The organism is Planctomycetota bacterium (genome assembly GCA_016872555.1).
Lineage (GTDB): Bacteria > Planctomycetota > Planctomycetia > Pirellulales > UBA1268 > F1-20-MAGs016.
This window is the reverse complement of record VGZO01000030.1, coordinates 1-14893: the sequence shown is the minus strand read 5'-3', so window position 1 is coordinate 14893 and position 14893 is coordinate 1. Positions and strand designations below refer to the sequence as shown.

At 71.7% G+C, this 14893-nt stretch carries 9 protein-coding genes; 5 read left to right on the top strand and 4 right to left on the bottom strand.

Annotated elements, in window-relative coordinates:
• Window positions 1-45 precede the first annotated feature (45 nt).
• Window positions 46-2907 (top strand): DUF1553 domain-containing protein, encoded by a 2862-nt coding sequence (locus FJ309_11125; protein MBM3955149.1) that lies wholly within the window; start codon window positions 46-48, stop codon window positions 2905-2907.
• Between the two features lie 35 nt (window positions 2908-2942).
• The gene (locus tag FJ309_11120) at window positions 2943-4358 is read left to right on the top strand and encodes a DUF1501 domain-containing protein (protein ID MBM3955148.1); all 1416 of its coding nucleotides are present in this window, start codon (window positions 2943-2945) and stop codon (window positions 4356-4358) included.
• 25 nt (window positions 4359-4383) lie between these two features.
• Here FJ309_11120 and FJ309_11115 read toward each other — a convergent pair whose 3' ends face one another.
• Window positions 4384-5028 carry a hypothetical protein gene (locus FJ309_11115; protein MBM3955147.1) on the bottom strand — a complete coding sequence of 215 codons (645 nt, stop codon included), beginning with the start codon at window positions 5026-5028 and terminating at the stop codon, window positions 4384-4386.
• Between the two features lie 85 nt (window positions 5029-5113).
• On the opposite strand from FJ309_11115, the gene FJ309_11110 reads away from it, so the two are divergent.
• Complete coding sequence (locus FJ309_11110) at window positions 5114-5686, top strand: thermonuclease family protein (protein ID MBM3955146.1); 573 nt, start codon at window positions 5114-5116, stop codon at window positions 5684-5686.
• A gap of 109 nt (window positions 5687-5795) precedes the next feature.
• Window positions 5796-7064, top strand: coding sequence for a beta-ketoacyl-[acyl-carrier-protein] synthase family protein (locus FJ309_11105; GenBank protein ID MBM3955145.1), 1269 nt, complete (start codon window positions 5796-5798; stop codon window positions 7062-7064).
• A gap of 155 nt (window positions 7065-7219) precedes the next feature.
• Here FJ309_11105 and FJ309_11100 read toward each other — a convergent pair whose 3' ends face one another.
• Complete coding sequence (locus FJ309_11100) at window positions 7220-8653, bottom strand: hypothetical protein (protein ID MBM3955144.1); 1434 nt, start codon at window positions 8651-8653, stop codon at window positions 7220-7222.
• Between the two features lie 296 nt (window positions 8654-8949).
• On the opposite strand from FJ309_11100, the gene FJ309_11095 reads away from it, so the two are divergent.
• A complete protein-coding gene (locus FJ309_11095) occupies window positions 8950-9237 on the top strand; it encodes a hypothetical protein (GenBank protein MBM3955143.1) in 288 nt (95 codons plus the stop codon).
• A 12-nt stretch (window positions 9238-9249) separates the two neighbouring features.
• Here FJ309_11095 and FJ309_11090 read toward each other — a convergent pair whose 3' ends face one another.
• Complete coding sequence (locus FJ309_11090; protein MBM3955142.1) at window positions 9250-10692, bottom strand: DUF1501 domain-containing protein; 1443 nt, start codon at window positions 10690-10692, stop codon at window positions 9250-9252.
• Window positions 10689-13979: a DUF1553 domain-containing protein gene (locus FJ309_11085; protein ID MBM3955141.1), complete on the bottom strand. Its 3291-nt coding sequence runs from the start codon at window positions 13977-13979 to the stop codon at window positions 10689-10691. Before FJ309_11085 ends, FJ309_11090 begins: the two co-directional genes overlap by 4 nt.
• Window positions 13980-14893 lie beyond the last annotated feature (914 nt).

Genomic DNA, 14893 nt, shown 5'->3' with positions numbered 1-14893 from the left:
GGACGCTTTCGGTCATCCCCCGCGCCGGGCGGATACGATGAACGTATGGTGAAGCTGGTTTTTTCCTACCGCCGCGTTCGGTCACGCCCGGCTGCGGCGGCGATCCTGCTGGCGGCCATGCTCGTGGCCTGGGCGGCAAGCGCGCGTGCGGCCGAGCCTCCCCCCGCCGACGCCCGAGCCGCCGAGACGCAGTTCGAGCAGCGCGTCCGGCCGGTGCTGGTGGCGCGCTGCCAGCGGTGCCACGGCCCGGGCGTCGCCGAGGCGGGACTGCGGCTCGACAGCCGCCAGGCGCTCGACAAGGGGGGCGACGGCGGGCCTGTCGTCGTTCCGGGTGACGTCGCCGCCAGCCGGCTGGTGGCCGCGATCAGGCGGACCGGCGACCTGGCGGCGATGCCCCCCGACGAGCCGCTTCCGGCCGAGGAAGTCGCGGTGCTCGAATCATGGATCGCAGCCGGTGCACCGTGGCCCGACTCCGGTGGCGCGATCGACCTGGCGAGCCTTCCCCTGGCCGACAGGATCGCCGCCGCCCGCGGTGGGCACTGGGGCTACCGCCCCCCCGTGCGTCATGCCCCCCCAGAACCAGCCACCGCTCCCGCTGGATCGACGTGGACTTCCCCGATCGATCGCTTCCTTCTCGCCGCGATCTCCGCCGCCGGTCTGTCGCCGTCCGCGGAGGCGGCACCACGCGAACTCCACCGCCGGCTGTGGTTTGACCTCGTCGGTCTGCCGCCACCGGCCGACGAGGCCGATGCGTTCGTCTCGGCGCCGACCGAGGAGGCCTACCGGGCGCTCGTCGACCGTTTGCTCGCCACGCCCGAGCACGCCGAACACTGGGCCCGCAAGTGGCTCGATCTCGCCCGCTATGCCGACACGATGGGCTACGCGTTCGCGAACCAGGATCCGCGCTATCCCTTCGCCTGGACCTACCGCGACTGGGTCGTGCGGGCGCTCGCCGCGGATCTCCCCTACGACCGCTTCGTCACCCTCCAGCTGGCGGCGGACCGGATCGAACCGCCGGTCGATTCCGCCGACCTCGCCGCCCTCGGGTTCCTCACCGTGGGGCGGACCTTCCTCGGCAACACCCACGACATCATCGACGACCGGATCGATCTGGTGACGCGCGGCCTGATGGGGCTCACGGTCGCCTGCGCCCGCTGCCACGACCACAAGTACGAGCCGATCGGGACGGCCGACTACTACGCCCTCCACGGCGTGTTCGCCAGTTCGCGGATCCCCGACGCCCTGCCGGTGATCGGCCCGGCACCCCCCGGCCCCGAGGCCGAGGCGTTCGCCGCCCGGTTGGCCGAGCTCCGGGCGGCGATCCCTGCCCACGAGCAGGCGGTCCAGGCACGCGGCTCCCGCGAGGCGGTGGCCCACGCGGCCGACTACTTCATGGAAACCGCCCGCCCGGCGCCGCGCAACGCCGACAACCGCCCCCCGCGGACGGCCGATGGCTACGACCTGCAGCAGTTCCTCATCGACCGGCTCGCGGCGCTCGTCAACCGCCATGATGCGAATCATCCCGTCCTCGGGCCGTGGGTCGCCCTCGAGGGTCGCCCCGACGCCGAACTGGGGGCCGCGGTGCGCGACCTGCTGGCCGTCTGGGGCGAGGCCCCGCCCGCCACGGTCGTCAATCCGCTCGTGCTCGCCGAACTGCGCTCGTCCGCGCCCGACTCGCTCCGCGCGCTGGCCGAGGCCTATGCGCGGGTGATCCTGCGCGCGGCACCGGAGATGGCCGGCGGCCCTGCCCCGGGGACCGATCCCGACGGGATGGCGGAGGTCCGGGCGCTGCTCGGGGCGGAGGGCACACCACTGGTGCTGGCGCAGGCGGAGGCGATGCGGGTCGCGACCGTCGCCGAGCAGAACGAAGCGCGCAAGCGCCGGCAGGACATCGTCCGGCACGAGGCCGAGGCTCCCGGCGGACCCCCCAAGGCGATGGTCCTCGTCGACGCCGATCAACCCCACGACAGCCAGATCCTCATCCGTGGCAATCCCGGCCGGCCCGGCGACCGCGTGCCCCGGCGCCTCCCGGAGATCCTCGGCGGTGTCGAGCTACCCACGCAGACGAGCGGCCGGCTGGAGCTCGCCAAGGCGATCGTCGCCGCCGACAATCCCCTCACCGCACGGGTGATCGTCAATTGGGTCTGGACGCATCATGTCGGCAGCGGCCTCGTGCCGACCCCCGGCGATCTGGGCCTCCGCGGCGAGGCCCCGAGCCACCCCGAGCTGCTCGACGATCTCGCGCGCCGCTTCATCGAGGAGGGGCACTGGAGCCTCCGCTGGCTGCACCGCGAGATCGTCACCAGCCGCGCCTGGCGGCAGTCGAGCGCCACCGCCGCCGCTGCCGCGGCGATCGACCCCGACAACCGGCTGCTCGCCCGCGCCAACCGCCGCCGTCTCGATTGGGAGGCGTTCCGCGACTCGCTCCTCAGCGCGGCCGGCACCCTGTCGACGAACCGCCGGGGTGGACCGGGGAGCGATCCGCTGACGAAGGATTCTGCCGACCGGCGCAGCCTCTACACGCGGCTCGACCGCCAAGACGTGCCCGGCACCCTCCGGATCTTCGACCTGGCCAATCCCGACACCGCCGTCCACGTGCGGCCGCGGACGAGCGTGCCGCAGCAGTCGCTCACGGTGCTCAACGCGCCGCTGGTGGTGGAGGCCGCCCGGGGGGTCGCCGGGCGATCGGCGCGCGAGGCGGGCAGCGGGGCGGCCGACGACGAGCGGCTCGCGCGACTGTGGCGGGCGGTGCTGTCCCGCGGTCCCACTGCCGGCGAGCGGATCACCGCCCGCGCCTGGCTGGAGCGTGATCGGGAAGCGGATGCGGCCGGCCCCACCGATTTCGACTGCTGGTGCCGGCTCGCCCAAGCCCTGCTCGCGACGGCGGAGTTCCAGTTCGTCGATTGATCCGCCGACGGTGCCCCGAATTTGGGAACGATCCCATGGATGCCCTCACGCGACGTGATGCCCTCGTCCGCACCGGCCTGGGGATCGGCTGGCTGGGGGCGAGCGACTTGCTCACCGGGACGGCGGCCGGCGACGGCGGCGGACCGGCGGCTCCGCGCTCACTGGCACCGCGGCCCCCGCATTTCGCCGCGCGGGCGCGGGCGGTGATCCATCTGTTCGCCAACGGTGGCCCGAGCCACCTCGATACCTTCGATCGGAAGACAGCCCTCGAGAAGTACGCGGGGCAGGAGGTGCCCGGTCGGCTGCCCACGGAGCGGCGCACCGGGGCCGCCCTCCCCTCGCCGTTCGCCTTCGCCCGCCACGGCGACAGCGGGCTGGAGATCAGTGATCTCTTTCCGTCGGTGGCGCGCCACGCCGACCGGCTCCTCGTGGTGCGGTCGATGCACGCCGACGTGCCCAACCACGAGCCGTCGCTGATGCTGATGAACTGTGGCGACGGCCGGCTGGTGCGCCCCGCGGCCGGCGCCTGGGTGACCTACGGACTGGGAACCGAGAACCAGAACCTTCCCGGATTCGTCGCCATGTGCCCCGGCGGCTATCCGATCAAGGGCACCGAGAACTGGCGGAGTGCCTTCCTCCCCGGGGCCTACCAGGGCACCTACGTCGACACTCGGAAGAAGACGGTCGAGGAGCTCGTCGAGCACGTCCGCCACCCGGTGCTCGACCGCCCCACCCAGCGCCGCCAACTCGACCTCACCGCGACCCTCGACCGCGACCACCTCGCCGCCCGCCCCCACGATCCGCAGCTCGAGGCCCGTCTGGCGTCGATGGAACTGGCCTGGCGGATGCAGGCGGAGGCGAGCGAGGCCTTCGACGTCACCCACGAACCGAAGCATGTCCGCGAACGCTACGGCGACGACGTGCAGGGGCGGCAGATGCTCATCGCCCGGCGCCTCGTCGAGCGCGGCGTCCGCTACGTGCAGGTCTGGCACGGCGAGGGACAGCCGTGGGACAGCCACGAACACATCGAGAAGGCCCATCGCAGGCTCGCCAAGGAGTGCGATCAGGCGATCGGTGCGCTGCTCGACGACCTGGTGGGTCTGGGGATGCTGGAGAGCACCGTCGTCCTCTGGGGGGGCGAGTTCGGCCGGACACCGACGATCGAGCTCCCCTCACCGGGCAACGTGACGGTCGCCTCGGGCCGCGACCACAACCACCACGGGTTCACCGTCTGGATGGCCGGTGGCGGGGTCCGTGGTGGAACGGTCCACGGCGCCACCGACGAGCTCGGCTTCAAGGCGGTGGAGAAACCGGTGCACGTCCACGACCTCCAGGCGACCATCCTCCATCTGCTCGGGCTCGACCACACCCGCCTCACCTACCGGCACAGCGGGCGCGATTTCCGCCTCACCGACGTCCACGGCCGGGTGATCGACGACTGGCTGGCCTGACGCACGCCGCCGCCGAGCGCCACCGTCACGTTCCGTCGGTGCGCTTCACGCCGGCGGACTTGGAGCGGGTGCCGATCGCCTCGGCGAAGATCGTCGCACCGGGCAGCGACTCGCGGAGGCGTTCGACTCCTGCGGGCGACAGATCCGTCCCGGACAGGCCGAGCTTCCGCAGGTTCGTCATCGTCGCCAGCACGTCGATCGCCTGGTCGTCGATCGCCGTCTGCACCAGATAAAGATCGGTGAGCTTCGGGCAGCCGGCGAGATGGCCGAGGGCGGCATTGGTGATCTTCGTGCTCGACAGCGTCAGCTTGCGGAGCTTTCCGAGCCCCGTCAGCCGGGCGACCCCCTGGTCGGTGATCCGCGTCTGGGTGCATTCGATCTCCTCGACCTCCGGCACCCAGCCGACGAGTTGGCCGAGATCGTCGTCGCGGATCCGGGAGCGCTGCATCTCGAAACGGAACAGCCGGTCGTCGTCGAACACCGCCCGGCCGCCGAGACTCCGCGCGAGGCTCTCGGCACGCTTTTCCGGTGGGCGGGAACAACCGATGGTCACGGCGACCGTGACGATCACGAGCCAACGTACCCACGCCATGGCCACGCCCGCATCCCATCGTCCGCCGCGACCGATGCACCGCTCCCCTGCGGTGTCCACCGGCCCACCTCCCACCATTTCGGGGGCAGCGTGGGCCCTGCCTGACGGGTAGTTTAGATTTCACATCCGCCCGATCATCTGTCAACTCCTGACGCACCCCCCGATGGCGTCGCGCGACCAGCCGCCCGATCGCTCTGCCCCGCGCCGACCCCCACGGCGGCGGAGGCGGCGCGGCGTGCCGGTGCAGCACCTCGTGGCGGCGCTTGCCGCGAGCCTGATCGTCGCCGGGGTCGAACGCTGCCGGAGGCAGGACGCCGCGACCGCAGGCGATTGGCTGGTGGTCACGGTGAACGACGGCGACACGGTGACCGCGAAAGCCCCCGACGGAGGCAATCAACCGATCCGCCTGGTCGATATCGACGCCCCCGAATACGACCAGCCGTTCGGCCGCGAGGCCCGTGATGCCCTCGCCGCCCAGGTGGGGGGACGCCGGATCGCGGTCGAGTCGCACGGGCTCGACCAGCACGGCCGCGTGCTGGGACGGTTGCGGGTGGAGGGCGTCGATGTGAACACCCGGCTCGTCAGCCAGGGGTATGCCTGGGTCTTCAACCGCGCGCCCGATCCCGACCTGGTGGCCGCGGAGAGCGCCGCCCGGCGCGAACGGCGTGGCCTGTGGGCTGCCGACAACCCCATCGAACCCTCATCGTGGCGGGCACGCCATCCGCGGCAGCCGTAGCCTCTGGCTCCGACGCGGACCGAGGGCCGGGCGGACCCTGGCCGCGGACGGCTGTCGCCCCCACGGCGAACCACTTCCTGCCGGCCGGGGATTGGTTTAGGGTTCCCGCATGGGGTTTACCTTCGAGGTCGTCGTCACCGGGATCGGGGTCGTCAGCCCACTGGGCATCGGCACCGACACGTTCTGGCGCCGGCTCGTGGCCGGCGAGAGCGGGATCAAGCCGCTCGACCGCTTCGATGCCAGTGCCCTGTCGGTGCGGTTCGGCGGCCAGATCACCGACTTCGATCCCAAGGAACATGTCCGGCCGCGCAAGAGCCTCAAGGTGATGAGCCGGGAGATCCAGCTCGGCTTCGCCGCCGCCGAACTGGCGATGGCCGACGCCGGTCTGGTGGGCGCGGCACGCGACCCCGACCGGTTCGGCGTGGTGTTCGGCGGCGACATGATCTACGCCGACCTCGAAGACCTCGCCGGCGCCTACCGCCGCTCGCTCCGCGGCCGGCAATTCGACTTCAGCCTCTGGTCGGAGGCGGTCCACGAGGAGCTCCATCCACTCTGGCTGCTCAAGCATCTCCCCAACATGACCGCGTCGCACATCGCCATCGCCCACGACGCGCGCGGCCCGAACAATTCGATCGTTCTCGGCGACGTGTCGGGGCTGCTGGCCGTCGGCGAGGCGGCGAGCGTGATCCAGCGCGGCTGGGCCGACGTGATGCTCGCCGGCGGCACGGGCTGCCGGCTCCACCCGACGGCATTGGTCGCCCGCGGCGACGCCCTGCTGAGCCACCGCGCCGGCGACGGCCGCGGCGCCTGCCGCCCCTTCGACCGCGACCGCGACGGGCTGGTCAACGGCGAAGGGGCCGGTGTCCTCGTCATCGAGTCGCGAGCGCATGCGGTGGCCCGCGGCGCGAGGATCCGGGCCCGGATCCTCGCCACGGCGTCGCGCTGCGAGCCGGGCGCGCGCCGCACCGGCCTCACGGGGTCGTCACTCCGCCAGGCGATCGCCGCGACGATGACCGCTGCCGGCCTCGACGCCGAACGGCTCGGCCACGTCAACGCCCATGGCGTCGGCACGATCGACATGGACCGCGCGGAGGCGACGGCGATCGCCGCCGAGCTGGGAGCGGTACCCGTGACCGCGCCGAAATCGTCGTTCGGCCACCTCGGCGCCGGCGGGGGCACCGTCGAACTGGCCGCCAGCGTGCTCGCGCTCGAACACGGGCTCGTGCCGCCGACGCTCAATTACGAGCATCCCGATCCGCAGTGCCCAGTCCGCGTCGTCCACGGTGGGCCGCTCGCCGGAAGGCCGGCGACGGCGCTGGTGGTCAATCTCTGCTCAACCGGCCAGGCGGTGGCGGTGGCGATCGCCGCCGACGGCTGAACCGCCGTCGCTCCCGGCATGGAGCCGGTCACGCTCCCGGCCACTGTCTGCTCGGCAGGCTGTCGTTCGCCGTCTGCTCGGCTCGCTGTCGTTCGCCGTCCGCTCGGCTCGCTGTCGTTCGCCGTCCGCTCGGCTCGCTGTCGTTCGCCGTCCGCTCACCATGTCCCGTTGATGCCGAACGCGAAGCCGTTGAGGAACATCTGCCCGCCGCCGTCGATCGGGTTTTGCCGGATCTTGTTCATGTTGAACTGCCGCGTCGCGGTCGCCAATCCGCCGATCCAGAGGAAGTCGTAGCTGCACTGGACGGCGAAGTTGGGGGTTACGTTCCAGCCGGCGAGGACCGTCAGGTCGCCGAGGAATCCCGGCGCCGTCTGCTTGGCGGCCATCTGCCAGCTCTCCGTGCCCTGCGGCACGGTGACGGTCTGCGGGACACCGTTGAACACGATCTGATTGCCGTCGAGGTCGCGGATCGGGATCTGCGACGGCAGGTAGGTGTTGACCCCGTTGAACGACTGCTGGTTGGACGTGAACGAGATCGCCGGTGCCGCCCGGCCGCGGAGGCCCCAGTAGAAGAACTCGTTCTGGCTGATCAATTCGCCGCCGAGATTGAGGCCAAGGAGCCAATTCTGCGTCTCGATGTTGTAGTCGCCGCCGAAGCTCGTCACCGGCTGCCCGGGCATCCGCCCCATGAAGTTGACCGACTCGTTCACGTTGGCGACCCGCGGCCCGATGATCAGGCTCGGCAGCCATCCGCGCTCGGCATGGCGCGTCCATTCGCCGTTGGGCGACATCGTCACCTTGTCGCGGCCGAGCCGGCGGTGGATTTTCCAGTTCAGCTCCATGCTGTTGAAGTTCGAGGTCGTCTTGAGGTCGTATTCCTGGGCGCCGGTGAAACCCGGCGAGGCGGCCGCGAGCGTCGGCACGAGAAACGACGACGCGGTTCCGCTGTTGAGGACGATCGCGTTCCAGGTGTCGTTGACCACGAAGGCGAAGCCGCCGTAGTAGGTGAATTCGAGCGACTGGTCGCGATTGAGATAGTCGCGCCCGACGTAGGTACCGAGTGTCACCCGGGCCCCGGGGGAGAGGTCGTAGGGGATCGAATCGGTGACGAACACCCCCTGCTTGTTGCGCCCCGCCGGTACCGGCACGAGGATGTCGTGGCCGACGACGCGGCGGTATTCGCGATCCCGCCCCATCCACACGCTCTCGGCGGAGCCGTACCACTGCCCGAGCGAGAACCAACTCCCGGAGCTGACCTCGTCGGGCATCCGCTCCATGAACGACTCGTCGAGCCGCATGTCGTCGGCCATCCGCTGCGGCAGGTCCGGCACGCCCCCGAGGATCGGCTCAACGGGCACCAAAGCCCCTTCCACGGCCGATGGTTCGAGGATCATGCCCGGGTCTGCGGCCGGGGCTTCCTCGAGCTCGAGCGCCGGTGCCCCGAGCACCGCGGGGCTGGCGAGGACGCTCTCGGCGCGCGAGTCTGGGAAGACAGGCGCGACGTCGGCGGCCAGGCCGGTGGTGGCACAGCAGACGGCCGTCAACAGGCCGCTCCACACCGTGCCAGGCAATGTCGTCCTCGTCCGCATGAAGTGCTTCACGGTCGGCCCCGTGTGCGAAAAGTCGTCGAAACCCGAACAACCGGCATACGCGGTGGAGTTATCGTCACCGTCAGAATCGATTCACGAGAAAAATCCGTCGTCTTCACCGGCCGCTTGCCCAGCTTTCCAGGGTTGTCCATGCGGCCGTCGAGGCCTCGCCCCCGTGCTGGCCGTCACGATCCCCCCGCGCGGAAACTCCCCGCCCGGCCTCCAGTGCACCCCCGCCGCGGCACGATCCACAATAGGCCGCGTGGGCGGCGCGAGACGGCCGCGGAGGTTGTGCGATGCGAATGATGGTCAAGCGACAGCACCTGCTCCTCGCCGGGCTGCTCCTGTTCTTCGCGGGGGTCCAGTTCCGCGTCGTCGAGTCGTTCACCCTGTCCGAGAAGTCGACCCGGTTCATCGCCACTCAGCTCGGGGCCCAGCCGGCCGCCCCTGCCACGGCAGCGGGCATCTGGCAAGCACCGACGGGGCGGAAGATCCTCGCCCCGCCGCGCTGGCTGGGGCTGGCGCTGATGTCGGCCGGCTCCGTGCTCACGCTCCGCAGCCTGTCGATGCGCGGCGGCGACTGAGCATTCGCCGGGTCAGGCGAGCGCCTCGCGGATCACGGTTCCCGCCACGTCCGTGAGGCGGATGTCGCGGCCGCTGAAGCGGTAGGTGAGCCGCGTGTGGTCGATGCCCAGCAGCCAGAGCATCGTGGCGTGGAGGTCGTGGATCGTGCAGGCCTTGTCGACCACCCTGTAGCCGTAGTCGTCGGTCGCCCCGACGACCGTGCCCCCCCGGACGCCCCCGCCCGCCAGCCACATCGAGAACGCCTGGGGGTTGTGGTCGCGGCCGTCGGACCCTTGCGCGAACGGCGTCCGGCCGAACTCGCCGCTCCAGACCACGAGCGTCGAATCAAGCAGCCCGCGCTGCCCGAGGTCGGCGAGGAGGGCGGCGATCGGCTGGTCGACCGCACGGGCGTTGCGCGCGTGCCCCTCGCGGAGGTTGGAGTGCTGGTCCCAGCGGTCGGTCCCGACCGACGGGCAGGTCAGCTCCACGAACCGGACGCCGCGTTCGACCATCCGCCGCGCCAGCAGGCACTCGCTGGCGAAGATTCGCGTCGGCTCGTACTCGCTCTCCAGGCCGTAGGCGCGCTTCGTGACGGTCGACTCGGCGGCGAGATCGAGGAGGCCCGGGACCTCCGTCTGCATCCGCCACGCCAACTCGCGGTTGGCGATCGCGCTGTCGAGCGCGTCGGGCACCGCGGGATAGGCCGCGGCGAACCCACCGTCGAACCGCCGCGCGAGGTCGACCTTCGCGCCCTGCCGCGCCCGGCTGCCCTCGCGCGGCGCGACGTTGGCCAGCCCCGCCGCCGTCGGCCGGATCACCGACCCCTGGAACGTCGCGGGGAGGAACCCGGCGGTGAAGTTGTCGAGGCCACCCGGCGGGATCAGGCCGCCGTTGATCACCATGAAGCCGGGGAGGTCGGCGTTCTCGCTCCCCAGGCCGTACGTCGTCCACGCCCCCATGCTCGGCCGCCCCTGCAGCCCGCTGCCGGTGTGGAGGAAGTAGTTGGCGTTGGTGTGCTCGGGAAAGGCACTGGTCATCGAGCGGATCACCGCCAGCCGGTCGGACTCGGCGGCGATGCAGGGAAACAGGTCGCTGACGAGGATGCCGCTCTCGCCGTGGGCCCGGAACGTCCACGGGCTCGGCAGCACCGTGCCGACGTTGTTGAACTGCGTGGCGTCGACCTTGAACAGCTCGCGCGGGTTCCGGCCGGCGTCGCGCGCCAGACGCGGCTTGGGATCGAACGAATCGACCTGCGACACGCCCCCGTCCATGTACAGGAAGATCACCGATTGCACGCGCGCCGGATGGTGGCACGCGGTCACGCCGGCCGCCGCCGCCCGCTCCCCCTCCAGCAGCGCCGTCGCCGCCACGGCACCGAACCCGCAGGCCGTCTCCGCCAGCCACTGGCGCCGCGACGGCGCCGCGGGGCGGACGCGGCGGCAGGGAAACGGCGAACCGGAGCCGGGCGCGCTCATGGCAGGTAGATGAACTCCTTGGCGTTGACAAGCGCGTGGGCGAGATCCGCCCAGCTGGCCTCGTGGCGCGGATCGGCCGCGAAGTCGACGCCATGGAGTGCTGCCTGCTCGGCGAGAAACGCCTCGGCGGCGGTGATCTCGTCGGGGCGCGGCGGGCGTGCGAACACGGCGCCGACCAGCACCGCGATCCGCTCGCGCGGCGTGGCGACCGGCTCCGCCAGCACGCGTGCCGCCAGGAGCCGCGCCTGCTCGTGGACGAACGGATCGTTGAGGAGCACCAGCGCCTGCGCCGGGACGTTGGTGACGTTGCGCCGCCCCATCGCCTGGAACGGCACCGGCATGTCGAAGGCGAGCTGGAACGGGGGGAGGAAATTGCGGCGGATCTTCGTGTACAGGCTGCGGCGACCGGCCCCGTCGAGCGGCCCGGGGGACGGGCGCCCGCGCCCCTCCTGGAACTCCGTCAGGTGGACCTCGACCGGCGGTCCGCCGACCGTGCGGTCGAGCCGCCCCGACACGGCCAGCAGCGCGTCGCGGACCGCCTCCCCCTCGAGCCGCCGCAGAGGAGCATGGTGGAGGAGATGATTGGCAGGATCGACGGCCAGCGCCTCGGGAGCCGCGACCGACGACATCCGCCAGGCGTTGCTGACGACGACCTCGCGGATCAGCCGCTTGAGGCTCCAGCCCTCGGCGCGAAAGCGCACGGCGAGCCGGTCGAGGAGCGCCTGGGCGAGCGGATCGGCGGGGGCCTCGCCGAGGCGGCCGAAGTTGTCGGGGGTGGCCACCAGGCCGCGGCCGAACAGCCAGTGCCAGACGCGATTGACGACCACGCGCGCCGTGAGCGGATTGGCCGGATCGACCAGCCGTTCGGCCAGTTCGCGCCGCCCTGAACTCGCCGCCGGCCAGGCCGGCTGCCCGGCGCCGTCGATCGCCTCGAGGAACCGGCGCGGCACGGTGTCGCCGCGCCGCGCCGACGATCCCTTGAGGAGGATCTGCTGCTCGATGCCGTTGCCGTCGAGCAGCGCCGGCGCCGTCGCACTCGCCAGCCGGACGTCGGCCGCGATCCGGGCGCGCTCGGCGCGCGCCCGTGCCGCGGCGGCGGCCAGCCGGGCCGCGGCACCGCCGGTCCAGTCGGTCGCCGGGTCGCCCAGCGCCGTCTCGAGCACCGCGGCCTGCGCCGTCCCGATCGGGCCACCGCTGCGGCAGGCGGCGAGGGCGTCGTCGAGGAGCGTTACCAGCGCCGTGGCACCGTCGGCGCCCGCCGCCACGCGCCGTTCGACCTCGAGCGCCACGGCGTCACCACGGCGCGGCTCGTCGGGCGCGGCCACGACCTCGGCGACGTCCACCGCGCCGGCGATCGGCGCGTATTCGACGTGGACGAAATGGCCACGCGACCAGTCGATGTCGGCGCGCAGGTCCTGCCGCACCCAGCGCCACTGCCCCTGAGTGTCGACGGTGGTCACGGTGCCGCCGTACAGCGGCCCGATGATCACCACGTGGCCATCGACGCAGGTGAAGATCTGCACGTGGCCGCGGACGCGGTGCCAGAGGACGCCCTGCGTGAGCCACACCTTCGGCGTCCGCAGCACCTTGCCGCCCCTGTCGACCCCACCGAGCGGACCCGGCTCGCGCTCGCCGGTCGACGTCGTCCGCGCCCAGACCTCGTCGGCCCGCGCGACGGACACCGGCAGGATGCCGAGGCCGGCCGCGGCGGCCCGCGGCAACGGCTGGCCGGCGACCACTCGCCGCCAGGCGGTGCCGTCGCAGACCACGGGGGTCGGCGCGGCGTCGTCGCCGTAATCGGCGATCACGACCGCGCCGTCGCGGGGCACCGGCGGCGCGGCGCCGGCGAGGCGCTCGCGGAGTCGGGCGAGCACCTCGTCGGGCGGCCGGGAAGCGATCGCCTCGGCGACGGCGGGGAGAAGGCCACGGCGCTCGGCCGCGTCGGCGGCAGCGAGGCGATTCGCCACGGCGCGGTTGGCGGGGAGCGTCTCGAACGGCACCTGGCGGTAGCTCGCCGACATCACCGTTCCGGCCAGCGCGTAATAGTCGGCGGCGGAGATCGCGTCGAACTTGTGGTCGTGGCAGCGTGCACAGCCCAGCGGCAGCCCGAGAAACGCCTTCCCGAACGTGTCGATGCGGTTGTCGATCCGATCGGCCTCGTCCTGCTGGATGTCGACCGGCGAGTGGACCTCCTCGCCGAGGAACCAGAATCCCGTTCCGACCGTCGATTCGTCGGCGCCGGCGGCGTCGAGCCGGGGCGTGGCGACCAGATCCCCCGCCACCTGCTCGACGAGAAACCGGTCGAACGGCAGATCGGCGTTGAAGGCACGCACGACCCAGTCGCGGTAGCGCCAGGCGTTGGGGATCGGGAAGTCGAACTCGTGGCCACGCGTCTCGGCGTAGCGGACGACGTCGAGCCAGTGCCGCGCGAAGCGCTCGCCGAAGTGGGGCGACGCCAGCAGCGTGTCGACATAGTGCTCGAACGCCGCCGGATCGGGGTCGGCACCGACACGCGCCACGTCGGCCGGATCGGGGGGCAGGCCGGTGAGCACCTCGGCGGCGCGGCGGACGAGGGTCTCGCGCGCGGCCTCCGGCGCCGGCCGCAGCCCCGCCTTCTCCAGCCGCGCGAGAATGAACCGGTCGATCTCGCCGCGGCACCAGTCGGGATCGGCCACGGCTGGCGGATCGACGGCAACCGGCGGCTGCCAGCACCAGTGCTCGGCGCGCCGGGCGGCGAGGTCGAACGTGGCGCGCGACGCCTGCTTGCCGTCGTCGGGCCAGGGGAGGCCACGGCGGACCCATTCCTCGAGCGTGGCGATCGCCTCGGCCGGCAGCCGCCCGGCCGGGGGCATCTGCAGGTCGCCGTCGTAGCGCACCGCCTGGATGATCAGGCTGTCGTCGGGCTTCCCGGCGACGGCGATGCCCTCGGCAGAGAGGAAATCGGCCCGCGAGTCGAACGACAGGGCCGCTTCGGGTTTGCCGTCGGCGGCCGAATGACACTCGGCACAGTGCGCGACCAGGAGCGGCCGGACGTTGGTCTCGAAAAACGACCCATCCTCGGCCGACACCGCAGCCGGCGCGGCGGCGACGGCCGCGGAGAACGCCACGCACGCCAGCGGAGTTGCCAGGGCAAGGACCACCCTGGCAACGCTCCGGTCCACCGCGGAACGACTCGCACTCACCACGCTACACCCCTCGTAGGGAGTACATGCCTTGCGACGTTCGGCATCTCCGGCCGAACCGGCCGGTATCACCCCAAAGCAGTCTATCAGCGGGCGATTTGCCATCTTTCCCCAGGACAAGTTGCGAAGGCGTTCGTTGTGCTCCAGTAATGGAGCACATGAGAACCGCTACCGTTCGCGATCTTCGCAATCGCTACCAGAGCCTGCTGCGGTGGCTGCTGGCGCCGGGCTGACGGTTCCGCTCTGACAAGGATCGCGCTGTGCCCCGCCCAGTCGGGCCCCCCCTCGTGTGGTGCGAACCGCCCCACCCACCAGGTCCACCTGGGCTGATTCGCTCCAGGACCGGACCGACGCTCTCCGTTACCTGGGGTGCTCGGCAGACTGTAGACACGCCCTAACACCCTGCTCATCATCGACTTTCGCCCACCTGTCGAAAGTGTGGGGAGGGATGGCGCGAGGGTTGCGCAGCGATTGGCGGGGCAATCTCGTTCGCTCGCGCTATCGACCGTTTTACGACCGTGCGCGCAGCCGGTGAGGAGGCTCCGTGTCGTCGCGCGTCCAGGTGTCTGGACGCCGGGCGGCGGCACCGATTCCTTCCTGAGTCTGCCACGGGAACACGGACGAATCGGTTCGGTTTCGGGGTCTCGCTGCGCATGTGGCGACGCCCTCTCTCGACGTGAAGCGCGCGGAGCGGCGCGCGACGACGCGTCGGGGCGGCTGCGGTCTCACCGCAGTGCCGGGATGCGCAGGCGCGCGGCGCCTGCGCGACCGGCCTGGGTGAAAGCACGCCATCCGCGCCACATCCGATCGCGCCGTGCCATGCCTGCGCACCCTTGCCGGTGGGCTATTGCGGTAGTCGGTTTTGCCGCCGTCGGTCTGCCCCGGCTCCTCGTGTCACCGTTCACATCCCGTTTCCCTGTCCTTGAAAGGCCTGCTCATGCCTTTGCGTCGCCTCGCGCCCTGCTCGAGTTCGCGTGCCTGTGGTCTGGCCGCGCTGATCAGCCTCGCCCTGATGTCGC